This is a genomic window from Nibrella viscosa (genome assembly GCF_039541875.1).
GTDB lineage: Bacteria > Bacteroidota > Bacteroidia > Cytophagales > Spirosomataceae > Nibrella > Nibrella viscosa.
Genome location: NZ_BAABHB010000002.1, coordinates 156,868 through 181,567, shown reverse-complemented (window position 1 = coordinate 181,567; position 24,700 = coordinate 156,868). Strand labels below are relative to the sequence as shown.

Here is a 24,700-nt window from a genome sequence, read left to right as displayed (position 1 = left end):
AAAGAAAGTAGTTTCCTCAATAATGCTAATTTTCTAAGGCATCATTGCCCAAAACGCTGGAAAACAAGGCTAAAATAGGACGCTCTGTAAAGACAAAGCCCAGGCAAAAACGTTGCCTGGGCTTCTGGTTTTTTTATAAAAATTTAATAACCAGGATTCTGCTGAGTGGCCAGTGTTGGGTTATTTACAATTTCTTCAATCGGAATTGGCCAGATAAACCGGTAATCGCTATACGGAATACCCGGTTGCGTGGTAAATGTTGTATTCGGGTTGTTGGTGTACAGTGGTCCAAAATCGGAAATACCATTGCTTACTTTCGCGGGTATACCGGGTGCCTGCCTGTATACCGCATCAGGAGCCAGCCGGTGAATATCCAGCCAACGCATTCCCTCGGCCAGAAACTCAATCCGGCGCTCATTGATAATGGCCCTTACCAGCTCTGTGCCGGAGGCAAAACTGGCCGCTGTATACCGGTTGGCAGCATCGGGCACAGCCCGGTTCCGGACGGCACTCAGCAAGGCAACGGCCCGCTCGTTGACGCCCGTAGAGGTGCGTGCCAGGGCTTCGGCCAGGTTCAGCAGCACCTCGGCATACCGGATAATCGGCGCATTGTCGGTCCGGGTGGTCGGGTCAGAATACTTCCGGCTGAAATAAGCGCCCCGGCCCGGCGAGGTAACCGGGTCTTTCGCTACCATCAGATCCGACTTCCGGATGTCGTTGGCCGGGAAGAACGGCTGGTTCCACAGCAGTGGGCTAATGGCAATAATAGCGCGTCCGTTCAGCGAAGCGGCCGTGTACATGGTTCCGGGTGCCCCATTGACCCCCGCATTGTCGACATCATTGTTCTCAATGGCGAAGATCACCTCCGTATTGCTCTTGTTATTGGGACCGAAGGGTCCGTACGGAGAGGCAGTTAACTGATACCCACCGATCGGACTGGTAAACGGAGCGGTCTGCGAAACCAGCTTATCAGCCTCCTTTATTACCTCAGCCCAGTTATTCTGGTGCAGCCGCACCCGTGATTTAAAGGCAATAGCGGCCCCGCGGGTAGCGCGGGTAATGCGGTTAGTACGCGTTACCGGCAGGTTTTGCTCGGCATAGTCCAGGTCAGCCAGTATCTGCGTGTACACTTCGGCTACCGTATTGCGCGGCTGCTGCACGGCCTGATCCACAGTTGAACCGCCCGTGACCGGTGTGGTTCGGTACGGCACACCCAGGTTGGTCGTCGGATTGTCGCCGTATGGCCGGGCAAAATAAACCACCAGAAAATGGTGGCCCATGGCCCGCAAAAACCGACACTCCCCAATGTATGCGTTGATTTGTGCCTGCGTTAATTGCGCGGTGGGCTGTACGGATTGCAAACCCTGAATCACGACGTTGGCGCGGTTGATCATCGCGTAAATAGTTTGCCAGAAAAACCCGTTGTTGGGCGTGGTGGCATCGTAGGTATTCTGGTACGTAATGGCGTAGAACGCCTGCGTACTGATCATATCCTCACCCCGCATATCGCCCTGCTCCAGGTGCGCGGCTCCAAACGGATAACCGCGTACCGCTCCTCCCGCATAAAACCCGGACTGAGCCGCATCGTACACCCCGGCCACCGCCAGTTCAATACGCTCAGGGGTCTGAAAGGCCGTTGTCTCCGACAGGGAGTTCTGCGGCTCCAGATTATTTACATCACAGGACGTTACCGTGAGCAAGCCCGCTAGTAAGGCTATGGTACTCAGTTTATATGTATTCATAAAGTCGTTTAAGGTTTGAGGTTTGAGGTTTGACGTTTTAACCTTGAACATTAAACGTCAAACCTCAAACGATTTTAAAAGCCTACGTTTACGCCGAAGTTGATGAACCGGATCTGCGGGTTCGAGTTGTAATCAACGCCAAACTGGTTGAAGTTTGTATCTCCACCCTGCTGAAAATTCAGCTCAGGATCAAGGCCGGTGTACTTTGTAAACGTGAAGGCGTTCTGCACCTGCGCAAACAACCGGATGCTGCTGATGGGGAACGAAGCGCCCGGGTTAAACAACGTCTTCGGCAGCGTATAGCCCAAAATGATGTTCTGGATACGCACAAAATCGCCCGGCTCCACAAAGCGGCTAATAGTCTGCCCATTGAAGTTGATAATATTGCCCCGGTTGATATACAGGCGCGGCACCTCCGTATTGGTATTATCGGCCCGCCAGCGATTCAGGATTTCGCGACCGTTGTTGTTAAAGTCCTGGTTCAGCAGTGTTTCCTGCCGGGTTACGTTCATGATCTTATTGCCGCCCGAGAAACGGACAAAAATTTCCAGGTCCAGCCCTTTCCAGCTAAACGAGTTGGTCAGACCGCCAAAGTATGTAGGCTGCGTATTGCCTAAGATCCGGCGGTCACCACCGTTGGCTATATCCACCGAACTTAAGGCTGCGCCCTGCGTATTGGTGGTGACAGTCGGGTTGGCCGGGTCGTAGAAGGAGTAACCACCCGTATTGACGTCCCGCTGCACCAGCCGGCCGTCGCCTTTCCGGAACAGCGGGTTGCCGTTGCCGGGGTTGACGCCCGCCGACTCGTAGCCGTAGAGGGAACTGATCGGCTGCCCCACCCGGTTGATGGTGTAGGTGAAGGTAATATCCTGGTCTACTCCCTGCGGATTTTTGTTCAGCTCCACAATCCGGTTTTTGATGGTCGTGAAATTGGCATTGACATCCCAGCGGAACCCTTCCTGGTTAATGGCATTGATATTCACCCCAAACTCAAAGCCCTGGTTGTACATCCGGCCGACGTTCCGGCTGATGGAGTTACCCGGTATACCCAGCGATGGTGCCGTGGGAGCCGCCAGAATAATGCCGTCGATGTTGTTGCGGAAGAAGTCGAAGGTACCGGTAATGCGGTTGTTGAGGAACGACAGGTCCAGACCAACCCCGATTTTTTTACTGGCTTCCCAGCGCAGATCCGGGTTACCGGCCTGCCCATATCCGATACCGTTCTGCGTAGCATACTGCGCCGACGAGAACAAACCGGCATACGGGAACGCGCCAATGTCTACGTTCCCTACCTCGGCATAGCTCGCCCGAATCTTGGCGTCGTTCATCACCTGCGCTACCCCGGAATTCCGGTAGAACTCTTCCTGACCGAGCCGGTAACCCACCGAACCACCCAGGAAGGTACCGCGCCGGTTAGTCACCGGCAGCGACGAAATACCGTCGTTACGGGCGCTGAAGCTGAGCAGGTATTTGTCGCGGAAGCTGTACAGAACCCGACCGAAGTACGAATCGAAGCCGGTCGGCGTAAACGAACCGCTGGAGGTCTGGGTAGCGTAAGTACCCGTAACCAGACCATTCTGCTGGAAGAATCGATCGGAGAAGTTCTGACCGCCCGACGAAAACGACGAGACCGTCGTTTTCTGGTACTCGACCCCCAGAGTTACGTTGAAGTTGTGCGGACCAAAATCCCGGTCGAAGTTCAGCAGGTTCTGCCAGTTCCAGCGGGTCAGTTCCCGCGAGGTTCGGCTAACTACTCCGTTGGAGCCCCGGCCATCGCCATGCCGCGGGTCGTACGACAGGAAGTCGCGCAGGCTGGTCAGGTCGGCTCCGATCTGCGTCCGGAAGTTCAGCCAGTCGGTGAAGTTAAGCTGCAGATACCCGTTGGCCAGTGCCCGGTTGGTAGCGGCCTGGAAGATGTTGTTATCCAGCACAAAGGCGATGTTGGTGTAGTTGTTATCGATGTTCCGCAGGTTAGCCCCGTTGCCCAGTACAGCCCCGTCCGGCGAAATATTGTAGCCGGTCGGGTGGCTGGCTCTGTATATGGGTACGTTCGGAAACAAACGGGCGGCATTGGCAATGTTGCCCGACAGGGCGTTGGAGCCGGTATTCAGACCAGTGTTCTGCGTCCGGGCCACCTGTACCTTCGCTCCCACTGTCAGAAAGCGGTTAACGGTATGGTCAATATTGGTCAGGAACGAGTAGCGATTCTGCGCATTCGGCCGGATGGCACCCGTAATGTTGTTGTACCCCAGCGAATAGTAATAGTTGGTGCGTTCGCTACCGCCCGTTACGCTCAGGTTGTAGTTCTGCGATAAGCCCGTCCGGAAGATCTGCTCCTGCCAGTCGGTATTGGTGTTGGCCGAGTCGAGCCGCGCCTGTGGTTGCAGACCGGCATTGGTGAACTTCTCATTAGCGATGTTGACAAACTCCTGGGCATTCAGCAGGTCAAAGCGGGAGATAGGCCGGGTAAAACCGCCCTGGATGTCGAGGTTCACTTTAACGCCGGCTCCTTTTCGGCCGCGCTTGGTGGTAATCAGGATCACCCCGTTGGCGGCCCGCGAGCCGTAGATGGCCGTTGCCGCGCCGTCTTTCAGAATTTCGTATGATTCAATATCCTGCGGGTTAATATCACCCAGTGGGTTTGTGGAGGTGACCCCGCTCTGGTTACCCGTAATAATAGGCACGCCATCCACCACGATCAGCGGCTGCGTACCCGACGTAATGGAGTTGGTACCCCGGATGCGGATAATGGGCGGCTGGCCAATAATACCCGACGGAATGGTCACCTGCACCCCAGCAGCCCGCCCGGCGAGTTGCTGATCGAAGCTGGGTGTGGCCAGATTAGCGATTGCCTGCCCACCGATGGAGGATATGGAGGATGTCACACGGGTACGCTGCGCGGTACCATAACCGATTACCACGACTTCGCTTAGTTGCCGGGTATCGGACGACAGAACGACATCAACGGCGGTCCGGTTATTGACTGGTATGTCCCGTGACGTATAGCCGATAAAACTAAAGCTCAGAGTAGCATTATTATCCGCTTCGATGGTGTATGTACCATTCGCATCCGTCGTTGTACCCCGCTGGGTTCCTTTCACAACTACACTCACGCCCGGCAATCCGGTACCGTCTTCCTGCGATGTCACTCTCCCGGTTACACGTAAGGGTTGGGCTACCGCACCACCCACCAGCACCATGAGAGAAATAATGCTTAGTAAAAAGCGTTTCCTCATAACATTTTGTTAGATTAAATAAACTATTAATAAACAGCAAACGGGCCCGGCTAGATGCAACCGGTACCAGGTATTAACAAGAAGAATTGATTATCTATGCAGCGCTTACTTACAACCTCTAGCGGTCGTCACTTGACGAAAGTGCTCGTCGTGCTTTTTTTGCTGGGGAGCGGTCAGTCTTTTGGTTCGTTGAGTAGTGTTTTTCATTTTTGTAAGAAGTTTGATTCAGGTAAAAATGGTGTCTATATCAGAGGTAACTCCCCAGCTACCGTAATTGTTTTTCTGGATACCGAATGTCCCATCTCACAGAAGTACACCCGCCGGCTGGCCGCCTTGCATAAGCGCTACGCGCCGGCCGGTATTCAGTTCCTTAGCATATACCCCTCCCCCACCGATAACCCGAAAACGATCAGGCGTTTCCACCAGGTCTACAACCTCCCGTTCACCGGCCGGCCCGACCCCCGGCACTATCTGGTCAAGCAGTACAAAGCGCACGTCACTCCCGAAGCGGTCGTAGTAAATCAGGCAGGAATTGTAATGTATCAGGGAGCTATCGACGACTGGTTTGTCGACCTCGGCAAGTACCGCCGGGAGCCCACCCGCCATTACCTTCAGGAAGCCCTCGACGCCGTTCTGACCGGCCAGCCCATTCTTACCGCCAGCACCAAAGCCGTAGGCTGCCTCATAAGCGAACGAGTGAACGAGTGAACGAGCGAATGCTGGCCCACTCGTTCACTCATTCACATAGTATAGCACCAGGTTCATCATTTCGTCGGTGGAGTTCCAGCCGTAGCCGACATCTCTGGGGGGGCGGTTAGGATTAAGGTCGTTGCCGGCGGTGTTGTCGTAGGTGGCCTGGGCCAGAATGACGGAGCCTTTGGGAACGGTGATCAACTGGCTGAACTGGTAGGTCATCTGCCATTTATAATCCCAGTTGTCAATTTTGATAAGGTTGATAGCTTCGCCGTCGGGGGTGATGGCGAAGGCTTTGAACGTACGGCCCAGCATATGCATGTGCGGCAGTACCGAAATCAGCTTAACAGGCTCCGGCAGGGGGCCATAGCTCATGAAAAACTCAGGTCTGGTATTGGCGGGGAGCAGGAATGGCTGATTGGAAATATTGTTTTCGGTAAGCGTCAGCGTTTGTACCATGCGCTGCACGGGTTTACGCGCAAAATACAGCCGTACTTCCGACTGGTCGGTTTCGGGTTTAGCCGCCGGGGCGTAATGGATGTTCAGAATCAGGTCGCTGCCCGCCCTGATTCGTTTAGCAGTGCCGGCGGGGAACGTTACCCGGTCATTGCCCGGCACCCAGCCGTACAGAAAGGCATCGGCCAGGGGCGTCTGCTGAAACCGGCGCAGGTTCGGATCGTCCTCCGCCATACCGTCAATGCCGGCCATCGTACCGGTCGAATCGACCATCAGGCGGCTATGGTGGAGCAGTTTGCGGTTGCCGGGAATAAATTCGATGGCTTCTACGTACACATCCTGCTTCAGGTTCATCGGCACGTGAAAGTAGCGAAAGTCTTCCCGCGCATCGCCTTTGATATCGTACGCGCGGCTCATCTTCAGCACCAGATCCGGCTTCCGCCCCTCCTCCCAGATCTCCTGACTTTTTTCCTTACTCTCCTGCACCCTGCCTCCTGCGCCCTGCGCAGCACCTTCCGGCGCTCCGGCAGCATACCATCGTTGAATCAGGTCGATCTCCTGCTCCGATAAGCTCCGCTCGTTGGCGTAGTGCTGAAAGGTGCGGTCGGCGGGAAACGGTGGCATGTAGCGGATCTGCGTCACCTTTGCAATAAATTTCGCCCGTTTGGCCACGTCCTGGTACGACAGCAGACTGAACGGACCCACCCCGTCGGGGTGGTGGCAGGGTGTGGCGCAGTTCTTCAGGATGATGGGCCGAACATGCTGTTGATACGTAACCGGCTGCTGAGCAAAGGCTGAAGCCGCAAACACCCATAAGCCGATCTTCTGGCTTATTCGAATAAGCGTCACTATCTTAAACCCCTTTTGGCTATCTCCTTTCATCCCTTACTCCTTTCCTCCTTACTCCCTTCCTCCTCCTCACCCCCACAAAGAAATAGCGGACTCCGGAGAATCCGCTATGGCAACAACAAAAATATACCAGCTTACCGAACTGTCCAGACCAACTGACAGTTGGCCGATGCCTGTGAATACGGCGTCGGATCACCGCAGATACTGTCGGAGTTAAAGGTTTTGAAGACCAGTCCATCGGTCGTGTACAACCGCCACACCATCACAAACCTGTCGGTAGTATTAAACCATGCTCCGGCCAGACGCGGGTTTTTCGGGTTATTGAACACCGGCACCGCATTGACCTTATCGTATTTGAACGTAGCATCTTTGTACGCATTGTAAACTTCCTGCGGACTGATACTAAAGGTATTCCACTGCCGGTTACCGGCTGCCGGGGTAATGGTCTTTATTACTTTTCCGCCACCGCCCACGTTATTTGTTTTGGGATTACCATCTGTATCCGTGTAGCTTTCGATCATGTCAACGACAATCTCAATTTTATTGACCGTCAATTTATTATCCAGCGATACCCAGCGAACTTTAAAGTTTACTTTAGCGGCATCCTTATCCTGATCGGTCTTGGTAAAATTCCTGGCGTTATCGGCAATATGAGGCTTAGAGCCGGCACCGTCTTTAGGCTCGGCAACATCGGCAAACACACCAAATCCGTGAACGCCCGGCTCCCAACCCGGTAATGGATTAAGGGATTCATCACGGCAGCCAAACAGCGCTACCAGCCCGAAGAAAACAATGGAGGTTACTATTTTTTTCATACAAGTTATCTTGGTTTGTCCGGCCGGCTTCCTGACCGGTTGCCGGCCGGAACGAAATTGCTTACTTAAAATTCCCACTTAATTTTTGTTTTGTCCCAGAACACCGGATCACGGTCAAAGATAATATCGGAGACATATTTCGCAGCGTTCGGGTTCAGGTTACCCTCCTGCGACGGATATGGCAGACGCAGGGCGTACTGACGGGGCGGCTTCAGCAGCGGAGCCTGAATACCGACGGAGAGAGTACGGAATGGACCCTGTACCGGATAGCCCGTGCGACGCATCAGATTCCAGGCCTCCTGCCCTTGTCCCCAGCTACAGAACCAGATTTGCTTGGCTACGACGTTCAGCTTAGCCTGATTAGTGGGGGCAGCATCGTACAGTTTCAGCCAGGCGTTTACGTAATCGGTAATGGCGGCTGCCGTCGGCGGTACCGACCGGGTATCTACCCGTTGCGCCGTGCTGACCACCAGGGCAATCTGCTCGCGCATGGCTGCTTCAAACAAGGCTTTTGCGTCGCCCGATACGCCGGTTCCGTCCAGAATCGCTTCTACCTGGTAGAACTTTACGTTCCAGCTTGTAATCAGAGGCCAGATACCAGCTCCACCGGCGTTGTTACCGGTTAGCGCCCGGGCAGCAATTTCGCGGCCGGAGTAAAAACCACCTGCCGGATAAGCGCCGGGAGCAGTCCGCAGTGCGCCATCGGCCGGAGCTCCCGTATTATCAGCGCGGTCACGACCAAAAAAGCCGGAAAGATACAGAATGTCGGCGGCCGTTGGGTCCTGCTTGTCATCGTAATACGCTTTCTTATACTCCGACAGGAACGAGGCCCGCAAGGGCAGATACGTTCCGCCGAACGGGATCGTACCCCGGTCGGTCGGGCTGTTCGGATCGAGCGTGCGGGTTGCCTGCCGGTAGAAGTAGAACGGCAGACGCGGGTCTTTATTCAGCAGCATCTCGCCCATCAGCTGATGGTTGATATAGGTCGGGTCACCTGTACCGGTATACGGACCACGGAACCAGGGATGGCGATCATCCTGCGGAGAGATCTGGGTTGAATAGCGGTAAATAAAATCCTGCGCTGCGGTAGTAATATACCCACCCGCATCGAAAGCCGCTTTCAGTTCGGCATTGCCGTTGGTACGGCCTTTACGCGAATTCAGCAGCAGCCGAAGCTTGACGGTTCTCGCCAGTCGTGTCCAGGTAACGGCACTACCACTGCCGATGAAGTCACCTGACACGGCTACGGCCTGCGGCTTGGCAAACTCGGCCACCGCCTGATCGCATAGTTTCAGCAGGTCTTCGTAGATTGTGGCGTCTTTGTCGAACGGTACCGACTTATCTACGGCCGGATTGTTTCCTTTCCAGGCCTGGGAGTACGGAATGTCCCCAAACATATCCACCATATTGCCCACGGCATAGGCCTTTAATGTCAGGGCAATACCCCGGTATACCGGGTTTTTGCCGTCTTCTGTAGCCTTCAGCAGTTCTTCTACGTTCTGCATATCGCGGTAGAACGCGTTCCAGGTACCGTTATACGAGTTATTGCTGAGGTCATAACTATCGGCACTGCTCATCATACCGGCAAAACCGGAAGCATTATTAATAATGCCCACCGCCGAGTTTACAGCTGCCAGCTCGGCCGTGGGTACCAATAGCCGCAACGAAGCCTGCGCCGGACGGTTTGGATCAGTATTGATATCCAGGTCTGTCATCTGGCAGGAACTCACCAGCAGGACGCATCCGGCTATCAGCATTCTTTTTATTGAAATTGTATGTTTCTTACTCATTGGAAATATCAGTTAAATAGATGGGCTCTGGATTAGAACGAAGCGGTCAGGTTCAGACCAAAACGACGCGTAGACGGAGCAGCGCCCAGATCGAAACCCTGAATGTTGAGGTCCGGGTAGCTGGCCAGCACTTCGGGGTCGAAGTTCAGACCCGGCAGCATGTTGGGTGCTTTGAACCACAAGTTCCGGCCAGAAGCCGATGCCCGCAGGGAGCCAAACACTTTCAGGTACTTTTGCAGAAAAGATCTGGGCACGTTGTACCCTAGTGTTATTTCCCGCAAACGAATCACGGTAGCGTCGTATACGTTGGTTTCGTCGGCACCGTAGGCACCAAATCCGTTGGAGAAGTGGTACTGGAAGGCACTCATCGGAATGGTGTTCCGTACCGGCTTGCCATCATCACCCAGGATCGGCTTATAGGTAGCCGGATCACCGTACACACCTGGGATCACCCGCATGGCTTCGCGGTCTTCCGAGTTCTTTAACTGACCGCGCAGCAGCAGCGAGGCCGCCGTAGCCGAGAAGATCTTGCCTCCCTGCCGGTAATCCATCAGGGCCGACAGCGCAAAGCCTTTCCACGAGAATGTATTGGTCCAGCCGAGGGTAAAGTCCGGGGCCGGGTTCCCCAGCAGTTGCGACTGCGGCAGGGTAAACGGTAAGCCTGAGTTCGGGTTAATCAGCAGCTTACCCTGATCGTCGCGGGCATTGACGGTTCCGAAGATCATACCGTAGGGGTTACCCACCCGGTGCATTGTACCCAGCGACGACAGACCCGTACCGCCCAGGAAGATTTCATTGGACGGGCCGGCATCAACTACATTAGAGCGCAGGCGGGTAAAGGCAGCCGTTGATGACCACTCGAAGCCGTTCGGTAACCGGATCGGAATAATGGTCAAGCCTACTTCAATCCCTTTGTTGTCGATACGACCGGCGTTGGTAATTTCATTAAAGAAACCCGTTGACGCTGGAATCCGGCGCGGCACAATGAGGTTGGTCGACTGACGGTTGAACCAGGCCAGATCCAGATTGATCCGGTTGTTAAAGAACTGCAGTTCTGTACCGATCTCTGTTTCGGTGGTAAACTCCGGCTTCAGGTTCGCATTGTTTAGTGTCGACGGCAGCGTAGCAATTGAGAACGCCGTAGCGTTTACAAAGGTACGACCCAGGTTATAAGCCGTAAATACCGAGTACGGATCGGCATCACGGCCAACGGTAGCGTAGTTGGCCCGGATCTTACCGGAGTTCAGGATATTCTTCGGTATGTTGATCGCATCCGTGAAGACGAACGAGCCCGATACGGCCGGATAGTAGTAGCTGTTGTTCGCTTTCGGCAGCGTCGACGAGTGGTCGTTCCGAATGCTGGCAGTGATGAAGGCGTAGTTGTTGTACGACAGGGTCAATTCGCCGAAGATACCGTACAGCCGGCGCTTCTCATTGTATTCGCCCGCGTTCTGGCTCAGGGTGGCACCCACGGTCGTTACGTTCGGGTCGATGATCTGATCGCCGAACAGGTTGGCTTGCGTATATTTCCGCTCGTTAGCGTTAAAGCCCACCATTAGTTTCGTGGCGAAGCGCTCCCCGAAATCTTTCGATGCTGTTGCCAGGAAGGTCAGGTCCGTTTCGGTTTTCGACAGTTCCGTGCGGGAGGCATTACCCAGCGGAAAGGTAGTACCACCGGGGCGAACACTGTTCCGGCGGGTTTCGCTGTAGGTGTTTACCCCGCCACGCGCCACCAGGTTCAGCCAGGGCGTTACATCGTAGGTCAGCGCCATATTACCGAACACCCGGTTTACATTGGAGGTGTACAGGTTGTACTTCGCAATCCAGAGCGGGTTGTCCAGCGCCCGGTAAAAGACGTTGGAACCATCAACAGGGTTTTCGAAGGGATACCCTGGCAGGTTGTAGTTACGCGGCAGATAGAAAAGACGGTCAAAAATAGACCCGCTGGAGCCGGAGCTGTAATCGGTAAAGTAAGAAGCACCTGACTGTGGGCTCTGCTGCGTGGTATTTACGTAGTTCACATTACCTGAAATACCCAGGCCATTGGCCAGGGTGGCGTTACCGCCAAAGTTCAGGGAGGTCCGCTGGGTATTGGAGTTCGGAATGATACCGTCGTTGCGCATCCGCGACACACCGGCGTTGATCGAGGTCTTATCGCCGGTTGAGCTGATGTTAACCCCGTTTTCGATCACCTTACCCTCCTTGAAGAAGCCACCGATGATGTCGTAGGGAACCAGCGGCTCCGGAATAGCCTTTCCATTTGCGTCCAGAAACTGCGGGAATACTGATTTATACCGCGCTTCGGTATATGGTACGCCAACAATCGGATGAGGAACAGTACCTTCCGGATAGCCGTCTACGATGTTTTTGGTGTATCGGTTGAAACCCAGCGCTGCGTTTACACGATCCACTTCCGACGGGAATACGGTACCCCAGTTTCCGATGAAACCACCATTATAAGTCTGGTTTGAACCCTGAGTATAGGTATTCTGATAGTCCGGGATGGTTGAGATTTTTTCGGTAGAGTAAGACCCATTGTAGGTTACTTCCAGCCCTTTCTTGGCCGATTTACTACCGGATTTGGTCGTGATCACAATTACACCGTTGGCCGCCCGTGAACCGTAGAGAGCAGAAGCAGCCGCCCCTTTCAACACGGTCATCGACTCAATGTTGTTGGGGTCGATGTCGTAAGCCCGGTTGGAGATAACACTGTTGTTGTTGAAGTTAGAACCGGCGCTGTTGGAGGAGTTGTCGAACGGAATACCATCTACGACAAACAGCGGCTGGTTATTACCGGTAAAGGAGTTGTTCCCCCGGATGTTGATCTTGGTTGCCTGACCCGGTGCCCCACCACCGGCAATAATATTAACCCCGGCTACTTTACCGGCTAAGGCCCGCAGGGGGTCGGGCTCGGACCGTTGCTGGAGCAGATCACCTTTAACGTTCGTGATGGCATAGGCCAGTGCCTTCCGGTCGCGCTGAATACCTACAGCCGTCACCACAACTTCGGAGAGCTGCCGGGTGTCGGCCGCCAGCTTCACATCAATAACCGAGCGGTTACCAATTTCTACTTCCTGTGAGGCCATCCCCACAAAACTGTACACCAGTTTGCCGCCGTTGGCCGGTACGTCAATAGAGTAATTACCGCTGGCGTCGGTATTGGCTCCTTTCGTAGTCCCTTTAATGACCACAGACACACCTGGCATTGCGCTTCCGTCCTCAGCCAGTGTTACCCTGCCGGTAACTTTGCGCTCTTGGGCCCATGCAGTCGCCCAGATTGAGCACAGCAAGAGCATGCTCAACAGTAGATTTTTCCTCATTTACGTTTAGTTTTAGGTTAAGAAAACTAATTTCTTACCACAAACATAAACAGAAGAAAAAACTATACAAAAAATTGGTACATTTTTTAATCAGCCAATGATTATTCTGCCGTTTGCGTTTTAACCCATTTTTAATTCTAATTAACCCCTATAAACTACTAGTTATTTATCCGCAAATCCACAAATTAGTAACTAAAGGTGACTTCAAATTTTAAACTTTTCCAAGAAACAGCGACAGCCAAAGCAGAATAGTTGCTTTCCTCTAGCGTAATAGAAGGGTTTAATAGGACTAATCTTTTATTATACAAACCCCTACAAAAGCCGCAGCCCCAAAATGATTACTGCCTGCTTACACTTCCGCCACGGCTCCGGTCAGGCGCACCTCCAGTTTCCGCGTATACTGATACCCAATCCGGAAGATCTCTCTGGCCCGGCGCACATCGAACACATCAAAATTGGCAAGTTCAGGTGGTTCGATCAGCACATTGCATTTGGCAAAACGATCTTTTGTTTTGCTCTGAATGCCCAATATCAGACTCCGCTCGATAACGCCCCGCATCGACGTTATCGGCTTCCGCAGCTGAAAGGGGTTGCAGTGGGAGCCGATGATAAAATCAACCTTGTTCTCCAGTGCTTCGACCGGCAGGTTATTCAATACTCCTCCATCTACATACTGCCGTTTGTTCATGTAAAATGGCTCAAAAAAACCGGGCAGGCAGCACGAAGCCAGTACGGGCCGAATCAGTTCGCCCTGATCAAAGATTTCCAGATCGCCTTCATTGAGGTCGACGGCGGCCACGTGCAACGGAATTTTTAAACCCTCAAAAGAATCGTGGGGCAGGTACTTTTTGTACAATTCGATAGCGGTATCCATCCGGAGCAGTCCCATCCGGCTCCAGGCCGGCCGCAGGTGCCGGAAAAACGAAGAGGTTTCCACAATTTTCAGGATCTCATCCGGCGAATAGCCGTTGGCGAACAAAGCACCAGCAATGGCTCCGGCGCTGGTCCCCGAAATACGGTCAATCTGAATACCCTGCTCCTGCAACGCTTTAATTACGCCCAGATGCGCAATTCCACGGGCTCCTCCGCCCGACAACACTAATCCAACTTTCATAACTCCCTTTCAAAATAAGCGTTCTCCAGCCTTTTGGCCTGTACCAAGTTACTGCCTCTAAAACGAATTAATGAGTGGATAAGTTATAGGGATGCCGGTAAGCACATTGGATTCAGCTAGAGCAGGTCAGCCAGTCGCCCTTTTTCCCTGATCCGGATTCCTTTTTCGGTCGGCATCACCGTAGCGGCTTCGACAACCGGGTCATGCTCAAACACCAGAATCCAGTTTTCTTCCACGGCCCGCTCCAGTACCCAGTTTTTTTCTTCCATCGTTTCCAGCGGCCGGATGTCGTAACTCATAATGTAGGGCATCGGAAGGTGCGCCGACGATGGAATCAGGTCTGCCATAAACACAACCGTCCGATTGCCGATACGGAACTTGGGCAGCGTCATCTTCTCCGTATGGCCGTTGACGAACAGGAGATCGGCGCCCGGAAACGAAAAGCCGCCCTGATCGACGTAGTTCAGTTGGCCGCTATCGTGCAGGGGCAGGATGTTTTCCTTCAGAAACGAGGCTTTCTCGCGGGGGTTGGGCATTACGGCCCAGTTCCAGTGCTGGCTGTGGGTCCAGTAGGTAGCCTTCGGGAAGACCGGCTCCAGGCGGGTGCGCGTAGCATCGTAGCGAACGGCCCCGCCCACATGATCAAAGTGCAGGTGCGTCAGCAATACGTCGGTAATATCGGCTTCGGAGTAGCCGGCTTTCCGGATAGAGCCCAGCAGGCTGGCGTCGCCGTGGAGGTCGTAATGGCCGAAAAACTTTTCGTCCTGCTTGTCGCCGATGCCTGTATCGACCAGCATCAGGCGCTTGCCGGCTTCAACCAGCAGGCAGCGCATAGCCCAGGTGCAGCGGTTCTGCTCGTCGGCCGGGTTGAGCTTATTCCAGAGCGGTTTGGGCACCACGCCGAACATGGCACCGCCGTCTAATTTGAATAATCCGGTATCAATAGTTTGTAGTTGCACAGAGGAGTTGAGTTTAAGAAAATAAGAAATTCCCGCTCGTCCGGCAGGCCGGCGGACGAGCCTCAGAAAAGCAGTTCGTCATTTATCTCGACGGGCAAATATACCGTAAAAGTGGTTCCCTGGTCAGGTTGACTCCGGACAGTTATCCAGCCGCCATGATTTTCGACAATGCGCTTGCAGAGGGCCAGCCCTACGCCGGTACCTGTGTATTTAGTGACGCCATGCAGCCGCTGAAACATCTGAAAAATACGTTCGCTATGCCGCTGATCAAAACCGATACCGTCATCACTTACCTCCACACAGACGTACTGCTGGTGGGCATTCAGCGCCTTTAGATCGGGTAGGTCACGCCCCGAAACAACTGTCCCGCTGATGATTACCTGCGGAGGCTGATCTGGTTTATGAAATTTAAGAGCATTGCTGAGCAAATTGACAAACAACTGCGTCAACTGGGTCAGGCTTCCGCCCACCAACGGCAGCGGAGCCACCTGAATACGGGCCTGCTTTTCCTGGATGATTAGTTCGAGATCGTTCAGGATCTCCGCAAACAGCAGGTTCAGATCAACGGCTGCTGCCGATTTGGGCTGGGTATTCAGCCGGGAATACGCCAGCAGATCTTTGACCAGGGTTTGCATGCGTCCACTAGCCTTTTGCATCCGGCCAATAAGGTCATTGCCGGCTTCGCCAAGTACCGACCCAAATTGCTTCTGCAGGACATCGCCAAAGGCATGAATTTTCCGGAGGGGTTCCTGGAGGTCATGCGAGGCTACATACGCAAACTGCTGGAGGTAGTCGTTGGAGCGCCGGAGTTGCTGCACCATAAATTCGAGCTTCTGCCGGGTCTGGCGGGCTTCGGTTATGTCCACAAACGTTACCACGAAGCCATCACCCTGCTTTACGGCCGACACGGCAATCCAGAAATCCAGCCCGTCGCCCTTATAGTACACCTCCGTGCGGTCAGGAACACCGGTTTCGACAACCTGCACATACATATCGTACAGTCCCAATTCCTTGTTGCCGGGAAACAGTTCCATCATCGTATGCCCCGCCAGGTCGCTGATAGTTCGTCCGATCAGCGTTTCGGCTGCTTTGTTGAGCGACAGAAAGCCAAAATCGACAATCTTCCCGTCGGTATTCCGGATGGCGTTGTGCGAAACGATACCGTTGATGGCTCCATCGAGCAGAGCCTGCTGATAGGCATGTTGCTGCTGCTGCTGTTGAATCGTGGTATTGAGTTTGTCCTGGAGCGTGTGAAGACCGGCAATCCGGTCGGTAATGTCGTGAAGCGTGACGAGCAGGCAGGTATCCGTTCGGGCAGCGGTAAGTTCCAGCCAGTGCCCGGTAGTCTCGTGCGGGTGATGATAAAACAGATCCAGCCGGCTGGTACCGTTTCTGTGCCATACCCGCTGCCAGTCCTGAGCCAGCGTATCAGCCGCATCGGGGAGCAGGCTACGGAGCCGCTGGTCCGGCAAACTTTCTATGGGTATGCCTAACAGATGTCCGGCCACTGGCGTAGCCTCAACACACCGAAAGTCGTGCGGCTCCGCACCCGGCACCGGCTCCCAGCGCATCAGGCCAAACGACAATTGATTGTCAGAAAGATCAAAGGAAAAAGAGATCACTGTACGGTAAATGCCTACGCTTTTGTAACTGGATTACCGTAGCAAGATAAGCAATTAGGCAAAACGCTGTTAAGCCTGACTCACAAAATTGGTCCTATGTGCCTTTATGTCCGGCGCTTACTCACAGCCTCCATCAGTCCACGCATATACCCCAGGGCGTACAACGTGCCGATCGTGCTGTAGCCTGGATTTTGGTTACTGTCGCCGTACATGGTTGGCACGTGGTCGGGGCGTATTGGACCGGTGAAGCCCGTATCGTAATACGCTCTCATGGCCTGGTACATATCAATGATTCCTTCGTCGTGGAAGGTCTCCTCAAAACTGAACTTCCCGCCCCGCACATTGCGGAAGTGGACAAAATGAATGGCCTTGCGCTTCCCGAAGTACTGAATCAGCTTTGGAATATCCTGCCCCATCAGCGCAAAATTTCCCTGGCACATGGTAATGCCGTTATTGGGGCTGGGGTAGATGTCCAGCAAGCGCTTAAACGAGTCGACGGTGTTCATGATGCGGGCAATACCCCGGAGGCTGTCGACCTGCGGATCGTCGGGGTGCATAGCCAGCTTAATGCCCGCTTTTTCCGCTTCCGGCACCACCGCTTTCAGAAAATACGCCAGGTTCGTCCACAGGGTCTCTTTGGAGACTTCGCCGTACTGCGTCAGCGGTAAACCTTTGGCCGCTTCGTAATCAAAAGCCGTCACCAGCGCCCCTCCCCGACCGGGCCGATCGTTCTGCGTCCGAAACCAGCCGATCACCGGCATCCAGTTATAGCAGATCGTATCAATGCCCACCTTCGCCAGGTTGTGCATCAGGGTAATGAAGTTGGCGATCTCCTCATCCCGGCCGGCCAGCCCCAGTTTGGTTTTCTCACCCAGCGCGGGTGGTCCTTCAATCACCCGGAGTTTAAGGCCTACTTTCTCCCAGGCTTCTTTTATGGCAGCTACCGCCTGATACTCCCAGGGCTTCACATCTTTCAGGCCTGCCATGCCGGGGCTGATGCCGCCGACGGCTCCCAGCACATCCATCTGTTTGGTCAGGGCTATTTTCTGCTCGTTCATCCCGCTGAAATACGCTTCGCAGAGTTGCATCCCGGCATCTCTGACGGCCGATGTGACAGTTGCCGGAGAGGCATTGGCGAGCGAGCTATTTGCCTCAGCAAGGCCACTGACCGAGAGAGCGGCCAATGAAGCTGAGGTTCTGATAAATTTTCTTCGTGACGTTTCCATAGGGTCAAGGATTGGGATTATTTGGCGCCCGTCCGCGTCTGTGACGCGGACCTCGCCCATCTGGCGTCACAGACGCAGACGAGCAGCGTAGTCGACACAATTGCGGACGAACAGTGGTAAGTTAGCCATAATCCTGACTTTCTAAAACAGGAGCGTTATTATACACCCCCTACCGGATTATGCGTCCACTGTTGACCTTATTCTTGTTGACTCTCGCCTATTTCCCGCGTCTCTACGCCCAGCCCGACTCGCTGGCACCGGCGCGGGAGTGCACCGTCCGTTCCGGATTGCCTAATTTCTTTCAGAAGCTCAAAAGTGGTCGACCGGTAACGATAGCCTACTTCGGCGGCAGCATCACCGAGGCCGGTAACGGCTGGCGGGAGCAATCGCTGAAAGGGTTGCAGGCAGCCTACCCGAAATCGGTCATCACGCACATCAATGCCGCCATCGGCGGGACCGGCTCTGATCTGGGCGCGTTCCGGCTGCGGCAACATGTGCTGGCACACGCGCCCGACCTGGTGCTGGTCGAGTTTGCCGTCAACGACAACGGCAAACAGCCGGCGTTGATTCATCGGACCCTGGAAGGCATTGTCCGGCAGATCTGGCGGCAGTTTCCCCGCACCGATATTGCCTTTGTGTACACGCTAACGGGCGCTATGGCTCCGGTGCTGGAACAAGGTAAACTGCCGGTATCGGCCACCGCTATGGAGAAAGTAGCCGAGTATTATGGCATTCCGTCTATCCATATGGGACTGGAGGTAGTGAAACTGGCACAGAACGGCAGTCTGGTTTACCGGGGCAAACCCGAAGAATACCCGAACAAGCTGGTCTTCTCAACCGATAATGTACACCCCTACCCGGCTACCGGCCACCGGCTCTACGCCGAAGCTTTTGCCCGCGCCATGCAGTTGCTACAGACCCAGAGCCGTCCACATACCCACCGGCTGGCCAAACCGCTAACTGCCGGGAACTGGGAACGAGCCGCCATGGCGTCCATCCGGGAGGTCCCCCGCAGCATCGAATGGCAGGAAATTACCCCAACTACCGATACCGTTGCCCGGCAGTTGCAAAACCGGTTTGCATACCTGGTGAAAGCCGGCCGGCCGGGCGCGAAACTGATAATCCGGTTCAAAGGCACCCAACTGGGCCTGTACGATGTCATGGGCCCCGGCTGCGGACAGTACGAGGTTAACATTGATGGGCAGCCCGCCCGAATCTACCCCCGCTTCGATGAATACTGCACCTACTACCGGTCCAATTATTTTCTGCTGCCTGAACTCCCGGACGGTATACATACCGTTGAATTGACTTTATCTAATGAACCCCTCGACAAAGCAGCCATTCTGCAAAAGCGGGGCAGCACCATCAATGACCCGCGCCGGTATGCCGAAAATGCCGGCTACGCCAGTCAGGTGTTGTTGATTGGCGAATTGGTTGATTAGTTAACTGGATTACCTCTGAGGATTACAAAACATCATGAAAAAGAACATCTGTTTGTCGCTGCTGCTTTGTGTGCTGGCAGTGACCACCTTTGCACAGTCAAACCGTTTCGGCAAACTGCTGAAAGAAACGCCGGGTATGGTCTCGTACACCATGCGGGCCAGTTTTGCCAAAGATGTGCCCGGCACGCTGGATAAAATAAAAGCGCTGGGTATTACCAACATGGAAATGTCGAGCCTGTTCGGTAAGACGGCCGCCGAGATGCGGAAGTATCTCGATGAGCGGGGTATGCGTTGCTCCAGTTACGGCGTCCGATACAATGCGTTGAAAGACAACATGGACTCCGTTATTCGAGATGCCAAAACCTTAGGCGCTGAGTTTGTACGGTTGTCGGGCGTACCGTATAAAGGAACCTTTACGCTGGAGGATGCGAAGCGGACCGTCGATGATTTTAACCAGTTTGGCCGGAAGCTGAAAGCAAACGGCCTGACGTTCGTGTATCACAACCACGGCTTTGAGTTCCAGCCTTACCAGAACGGCACCCTCTTCGACTACATCGTACAGAATACCAATCCCGACGATGTGAGCTACGAGATGGATATACTCTGGGTATTCCACCCCGGCCACGACCCCGAAACGCTGTTGAAAAAATATCCGAAACGCTTTAAGCTGATGCACGTGAAAGACCTGAAAAAAGGCATTAAAGGCGATTTCTCCGGCTCTACGCCACCAGAGAACGATGTCACGCTGGGCACCGGCCAGCTCAACCTGCCGGCCATTCTGAAAGCCGCTCAAAAGACAGCCATTAAGTACTATTACATTGAGGATGAAAGTCCAATCGTGGAACAGCAGGTACCGCTGAGCATCGCTTACCTGAAAAGTCTGTAAAAGCAGGTTCTTCACGACAGTAGCCTATGCACGCTCTCCGAACCCCGCTCCTGTTACTCATTGGCTGGACGTTATCCATGCTGCCGGTTTTCGCACAGGCGCAACGGCAGCATGCCCCCGTCAAACGCCGGCCGAATGTGCTGCTGATTGCGTCCGATGACCTCAACAACCACATCGGCAGCTACGGCCATCCGCTGGTCAGAACGCCCAACCTCGATCGGCTGGCCAAACGGGGTGTGCGCTTTAATCAGGCTTACTGCCAGTTTCCCTGGTGCAGCCCCAGCCGGAGTTCGATGCTGACGGGTCTGCGGCCGGATTCGGTGAAGATCTATGATTTGCAAAAGCATTTTCGGGAAACAGTGCCCAACGTAGTCACCCTGCCGCAGTTGTTTAAACAGCACGGCTATTTCACCGCCCGGGTTGGTAAGATCTATCACTATTCGGTGCCGGGTGGCATTGGCACCAGCGGTCTGGACGATACCTTGTCTTGGCATACAGTGCGCAACCCGAAAGGCCGGGACAAAGCCGAAGAACATCTGCTGATCAACCTGACACCCAACATCGGACTGGGCTCTGCCCTCGCCTGGCTGGCCGCCGACGGCACCGACGAGGAACAGACCGACGGCATGGTGGCTACCGAAGCCGTGAAGCTGCTGGCGCAGGCCCGGCAGGAGCCCGACCGGCCGTTTTTTCTGGCGGTCGGTTTCTTCCGGCCCCACTGCCCGTATATCGCGCCTAAAAAGTATTTCGACCTCTACCCGCCCGACAAGATTCCGTTGCCGCCCCGTGACCCCGACATGAGCGATGTACCCCAGGACGCCTACATGCCGGGTTTTAACTGGTCGTTTCCCGACTCCACCAAACGAAAAATTCTACAGGCCTACTACGCCAGCATCACCTTCATGGATGCTCAACTGGGCCGCGTACTCGACGCTCTGGAAAAATCCGGCGAAGCCAGCAATACGATCATTGCCTTCTGGAGCGACCACGGTTACCTGCTCAGTGAACACGATCAGTGGGAGAAAAACAGCCTGTTTGAAGAATCGGCCCGAATGCCGCTGCTCATAGCCGCCCCCGGCGAGCGGGGGAACGGGAAAGCGAGTCCGCGTATCGTAGAGCTGCTGGACGTCTACCCCACGCTGGTCGACTGGTGCGGCTTGCCCGCGCCCGGTCACCTGATGGGCCGGAGCCTGCTGCCCTTGCTGCGCAACCCGCAGGCCACCTGGAACCACCCCGCCATCACGCAGATCAACCGCAAAGGCGGCACCATGGGGTACAGCCTCCGCACTGAACGCTACCGCTACACTGTCTGGCAAAACGGGCAGGGTCTGGAGGAACTCTACGACCACCAGACCGACCCCAGGGAATACACCAATCTGGCCAACAATCCGGATTACAAGGCAAAAAAAGGCGAACTCAGGCAGGAACTGTATAAACTGAACCCTTCGCTGTTGAAGCCACAAATCAGCCGGAAGTGAAGCTTATGCGACTCAACACTATTATTGCTATACTCCTTTTCGCTGCGTCAACTTTGGTGCAGGCCCAGTCGGAGGTGCATCCAGACAACCGCTATGCCGAAGCCGAGGTACTGCAAACCAAAGCCAACGGGTTCAAGGGTATCTGGTACATGAACCAGCCTTCCAACGACGAGTACGTGTACAAGTACAGCGGAGGGCTGGCTACCTACCCGGCCAACCATCGCCCGTTTGCCATTTACGCCAAAGAGGTGGATAAGACGTTTTTCTGCTTCGGCGGCACCGATGAGGCTAACGCTACCCTGTACCACAACGTCTCTTACTTTGACCACAAAACCAAACAGGTAGCCAACCCCACCCTCCTCCTCGACAAGCATACCATCGACGCCCACGACAACCCCGTTATCTCGCTGGATGATAACGGGTACATCTGGATTTTTTCGACCTCCCACGGCACCACCCGCCCCTCCTACATTCACCGCAGCCAAAAGCCGTATGACATTTCTCGATTTGAGACGATAAGCGCCACCGAACGGGTAAACGGCCAAGAGAAGCCCTTCACTAACTTCTCCTACTTCCAGGTGTACTACCTCAAAGGCAAAGGCTTTCTGACGCTGTTTACCAAATACAACCCGCAGGGCAACCGGGTAATCGGCTACAACACCAGCAAAGACGGCATCCGCTGGCACGAGTGGACGGTACTGGCCCACATCGGCGAAGGGCACTACCAGATCAGCGCTGAAGCGAACGGTAAAGTCGGCGTAGCGTTTGATTTTCACCCGAAGGGAAAGGGCCTCAACTACCGCACTAACCTGCATTATCTGGAGACCACCGACTTCGGCCAGAGCTGGCATACCGCCACGGGCAAAACCGTTCAGCTACCACTGACCGAAATCAATAACCCGGCTGTAGTCAAAGATTATGTGAGCGAAAAGATGAACTGCTACCTGCTGGACATTGACTTCGACACCAGCGGCAGACCGGCCATTCTGGTCATTTCCAGCAAAGGCTACGAAGCCGGACCCGGCAACAACCCCCGGCACTGGCGACTGTTTCAGTTTCGTAACAATAAATGGACAGACCATATCGTCACCACCTCCGACAGCAATTATGACATGGGCTCTATCTTCCCTGAGTCCGGCAACGTCATTAAAGTCATAGGCCCAACGCAGGATGGACCACAGGCCTATAATCCCGGTGGCGAGGTCGCCATGTGGACCAGCCGCGACGGGGGTACTACCTGGGCAATGGAAAAACAGATCACCCGCAGCAGCGAACGCAACCACAGCTACGTCCGCCGACCCAAAAATGCCCACCCCGACTTCTACGGTCTCTGGGCCGACGGAAACGGCCGTAAGCCGTCGGAATCGTACCTGTATTTCACGAATCAGAAAGGCGAGCTGTACCAGTTGCCACGGAATGCCACGGAAAAGTTAATTACCCCGCGACTACTCCACTAATCCTCTTCACGCATCATTTAGAAGCGATCCCGCTTGCCCGAACGTTTTTTCCTGGTCGCTGGGTAATGTCATCGCCCAGGTCTTCGCGGGCTTCTTCCGCCAGGCGCTGCAGTTCGGTTACCATCGCCGGGAACACATCTTTTACATCGTAGCGCTCGCCAGGATCACGACCCAGGTTGTACAGCGCCAGCGGGAAAGGGTGGTTCTCAGGAGCCTTGCCCGGCATACCGTTGGTGCCGGGCAACTGCCCTTCGTATGAGCGCCCTTCGTGGGGAAGCACCAGCTTCCAGTCCCCTTTCCGGACGGCTTCCAGGCTATTGCGCCGGTAATAGTAGTAGAACTGTTCACGCGGAGCAGCGCTTTCGTCTCCTTTGAGCAAAGCCTCAAAACTCACGCCATCAATCTTTTGCGTGGGTTGTCTGGCTCCGCAGAGAGAAGCTACGGTTGGTAGAATATCGAGGGTCGATAAGAGCTTATTACTGACCCGGCCGACCGGTACTTTTCCAGGCCAGCGGATGATGCATGGTACCCGGTGCCCTCCGTCGAATGTGGTGCCTTTGCCTTCCCGAAAGCCGCCGGTAGATCCGGCATGGTCCCCGTAGTTGAGCCACGGCCCGTTGTCGCTGGTGAAGATGACCAGGGTGTTTTTGTCAAGGCCCTGCTTTTTTACTTCGTCCAGGATCTGACCCACCGACCAGTCCAGTTCCTCTATAACATCCCCAAACAGCCCTCTTGCCGTTTTGCCCCTGAACCGGGTCGAAGCAGCCAGCGGGACATGCGGCAGGGGATGCGGAACGTAGAGAAAAAAAGGCTCTTTTTTATGTTTCCGGATAAACTGAACCGTCCGATGGGTCAGGCTGCTGGTCAGTTCACTGACATCCTCCAGCGTATTGACCGCTTTAACGGGCTTATCGCCTTCAATGAGTTGCAGGGGTGGGTAGTTAGCACTGGCCTGAGCCGGATGCAGGGGCCACATATCGTGGGAATAGGGAACGCCATAGTACTCGTCAAAGCCATGCTGGCGGGGCAGAAACTGCGGCTGACTGCCCAGGTGCCACTTACCAAAAATCCCCGTAGCGTAGCCCTGCTCTTTCAGCAGTTCGGCCAGCGTTTCCTCCGAAGAGTTCAACCCGATGGGCGAGTTCGGGCCAAGTGCGCCATACAGCCCGATGCGGTTTGGGTAGCAGCCCGTAAGCAGCGCAGCCCGGGATGCGGTGCATACCGCCTGTGCTACCAGGAAGTTGGTAAACCGGGTACCCTCAGCGGCCATTTTATCCAGGTGAGGGGTCTGGTAGCCCAGCGCACCATAGCAGGACAAATCACCGTATCCCATATCATCCATAAAAAACAAAATAACGTTGGGATGTCCGGCCTTATCAGGCACCGGCAGTGCCAGGAAGCTGGTGAGTACGATGGCTACCAGTAAAGCAACGACAAGTCTTTTCATGCTGTATGGAACAAGACAGGTACGCTGCCTCGTGATGGTTAGGTTAAAACGGTTTGCTCACCTTTGTTAAGCAAATCAAGGCCGGAATTTACTTTCCCGGCCCGTCAGTTCCTGCTGCGGGATGGGCCACTCCAATTGTAGTTCACTTCCGGACCGGCATGTTTGCCT

16 protein-coding genes are annotated in these 24,700 nt (G+C 54.5%); 5 read left to right on the top strand and 11 right to left on the bottom strand.

Annotation, left to right across the window (positions count from 1 at the left end):
* Positions 1 to 143: 143 nt before the first annotated feature.
* Positions 144 to 1,742, bottom strand: coding sequence for a RagB/SusD family nutrient uptake outer membrane protein (locus ABD931_RS05410; RefSeq protein WP_345264730.1), 1,599 nt, complete (start codon positions 1,740 to 1,742; stop codon positions 144 to 146).
* Between the two features lie 74 nt (positions 1,743 to 1,816).
* Complete coding sequence (locus tag ABD931_RS05405) at positions 1,817 to 4,978, bottom strand: SusC/RagA family TonB-linked outer membrane protein (protein ID WP_345264728.1); 3,162 nt, start codon at positions 4,976 to 4,978, stop codon at positions 1,817 to 1,819.
* A 141-nt stretch (positions 4,979 to 5,119) separates the two neighbouring features.
* Between ABD931_RS05405 and ABD931_RS05400 the strand changes: the two genes are divergently transcribed.
* Positions 5,120 to 5,686, top strand: a complete 567-nt coding sequence (locus ABD931_RS05400) for a redoxin domain-containing protein (RefSeq protein ID WP_345265968.1) — start codon at positions 5,120 to 5,122, stop codon at positions 5,684 to 5,686.
* A 24-nt stretch (positions 5,687 to 5,710) separates the two neighbouring features.
* Here the strand turns inward: ABD931_RS05400 and ABD931_RS05395 are convergent, their stop codons facing one another.
* The 8 genes from ABD931_RS05395 to ABD931_RS05360 all read right to left on the bottom strand — a co-directional run bounded on the left by ABD931_RS05395 (position 5,711) and on the right by ABD931_RS05360 (position 17,822).
* Positions 5,711 to 6,976, bottom strand: a complete 1,266-nt coding sequence (locus ABD931_RS05395; RefSeq protein WP_345264726.1) for a monooxygenase — start codon at positions 6,974 to 6,976, stop codon at positions 5,711 to 5,713.
* Positions 6,977 to 7,110: 134 nt separating this feature from the next.
* Positions 7,111 to 7,791, bottom strand: a complete 681-nt coding sequence (locus ABD931_RS05390; protein WP_345264724.1) for a hypothetical protein — start codon at positions 7,789 to 7,791, stop codon at positions 7,111 to 7,113.
* 65 nt (positions 7,792 to 7,856) lie between these two features.
* Positions 7,857 to 9,548, bottom strand: coding sequence for a SusD/RagB family nutrient-binding outer membrane lipoprotein (locus ABD931_RS05385; protein WP_345264722.1), 1,692 nt, complete (start codon positions 9,546 to 9,548; stop codon positions 7,857 to 7,859).
* Between the two features lie 65 nt (positions 9,549 to 9,613).
* Complete coding sequence (locus ABD931_RS05380; RefSeq protein ID WP_345265967.1) at positions 9,614 to 12,877, bottom strand: SusC/RagA family TonB-linked outer membrane protein; 3,264 nt, start codon at positions 12,875 to 12,877, stop codon at positions 9,614 to 9,616.
* Positions 12,878 to 13,250: 373 nt separating this feature from the next.
* A complete protein-coding gene (locus tag ABD931_RS05375; protein WP_345264720.1) occupies positions 13,251 to 14,015 on the bottom strand; it encodes a patatin-like phospholipase family protein in 765 nt (254 codons plus the stop codon).
* Between the two features lie 116 nt (positions 14,016 to 14,131).
* Entirely contained in the window at positions 14,132 to 14,974 is an 843-nt protein-coding gene (locus tag ABD931_RS05370) for an MBL fold metallo-hydrolase (protein WP_345264718.1), read from the bottom strand.
* A 62-nt stretch (positions 14,975 to 15,036) separates the two neighbouring features.
* Positions 15,037 to 16,596: a sensor histidine kinase gene (locus tag ABD931_RS05365; RefSeq protein ID WP_345264716.1), complete on the bottom strand. Its 1,560-nt coding sequence runs from the start codon at positions 16,594 to 16,596 to the stop codon at positions 15,037 to 15,039.
* Positions 16,597 to 16,700: 104 nt separating this feature from the next.
* Complete coding sequence (locus ABD931_RS05360) at positions 16,701 to 17,822, bottom strand: mannonate dehydratase (protein ID WP_345264714.1); 1,122 nt, start codon at positions 17,820 to 17,822, stop codon at positions 16,701 to 16,703.
* Between the two features lie 179 nt (positions 17,823 to 18,001).
* On the opposite strand from ABD931_RS05360, the gene ABD931_RS05355 reads away from it, so the two are divergent.
* Genes ABD931_RS05355 through ABD931_RS05340 form a run of 4 tightly spaced genes read left to right on the top strand, consistent with a single transcriptional unit; the run spans position 18,002 to position 23,085 of the window.
* A complete protein-coding gene (locus ABD931_RS05355) occupies positions 18,002 to 19,264 on the top strand; it encodes an SGNH/GDSL hydrolase family protein (RefSeq protein ID WP_345264711.1) in 1,263 nt (420 codons plus the stop codon).
* 34 nt (positions 19,265 to 19,298) lie between these two features.
* Positions 19,299 to 20,150, top strand: a complete 852-nt coding sequence (locus ABD931_RS05350) for a sugar phosphate isomerase/epimerase family protein (protein WP_345264709.1) — start codon at positions 19,299 to 19,301, stop codon at positions 20,148 to 20,150.
* Between the two features lie 26 nt (positions 20,151 to 20,176).
* Positions 20,177 to 21,628 (top strand): sulfatase, encoded by a 1,452-nt coding sequence (locus ABD931_RS05345; RefSeq protein ID WP_345264707.1) that lies wholly within the window; start codon positions 20,177 to 20,179, stop codon positions 21,626 to 21,628.
* Between the two features lie 5 nt (positions 21,629 to 21,633).
* Positions 21,634 to 23,085, top strand: coding sequence for a BNR-4 repeat-containing protein (locus ABD931_RS05340; protein ID WP_345264705.1), 1,452 nt, complete (start codon positions 21,634 to 21,636; stop codon positions 23,083 to 23,085).
* Between the two features lie 13 nt (positions 23,086 to 23,098).
* Here the strand turns inward: ABD931_RS05340 and ABD931_RS05335 are convergent, their stop codons facing one another.
* Entirely contained in the window at positions 23,099 to 24,532 is a 1,434-nt protein-coding gene (locus tag ABD931_RS05335) for a sulfatase family protein (RefSeq protein WP_345264703.1), read from the bottom strand.
* Between the last annotated feature and the right edge of the window lie 168 nt (positions 24,533 to 24,700).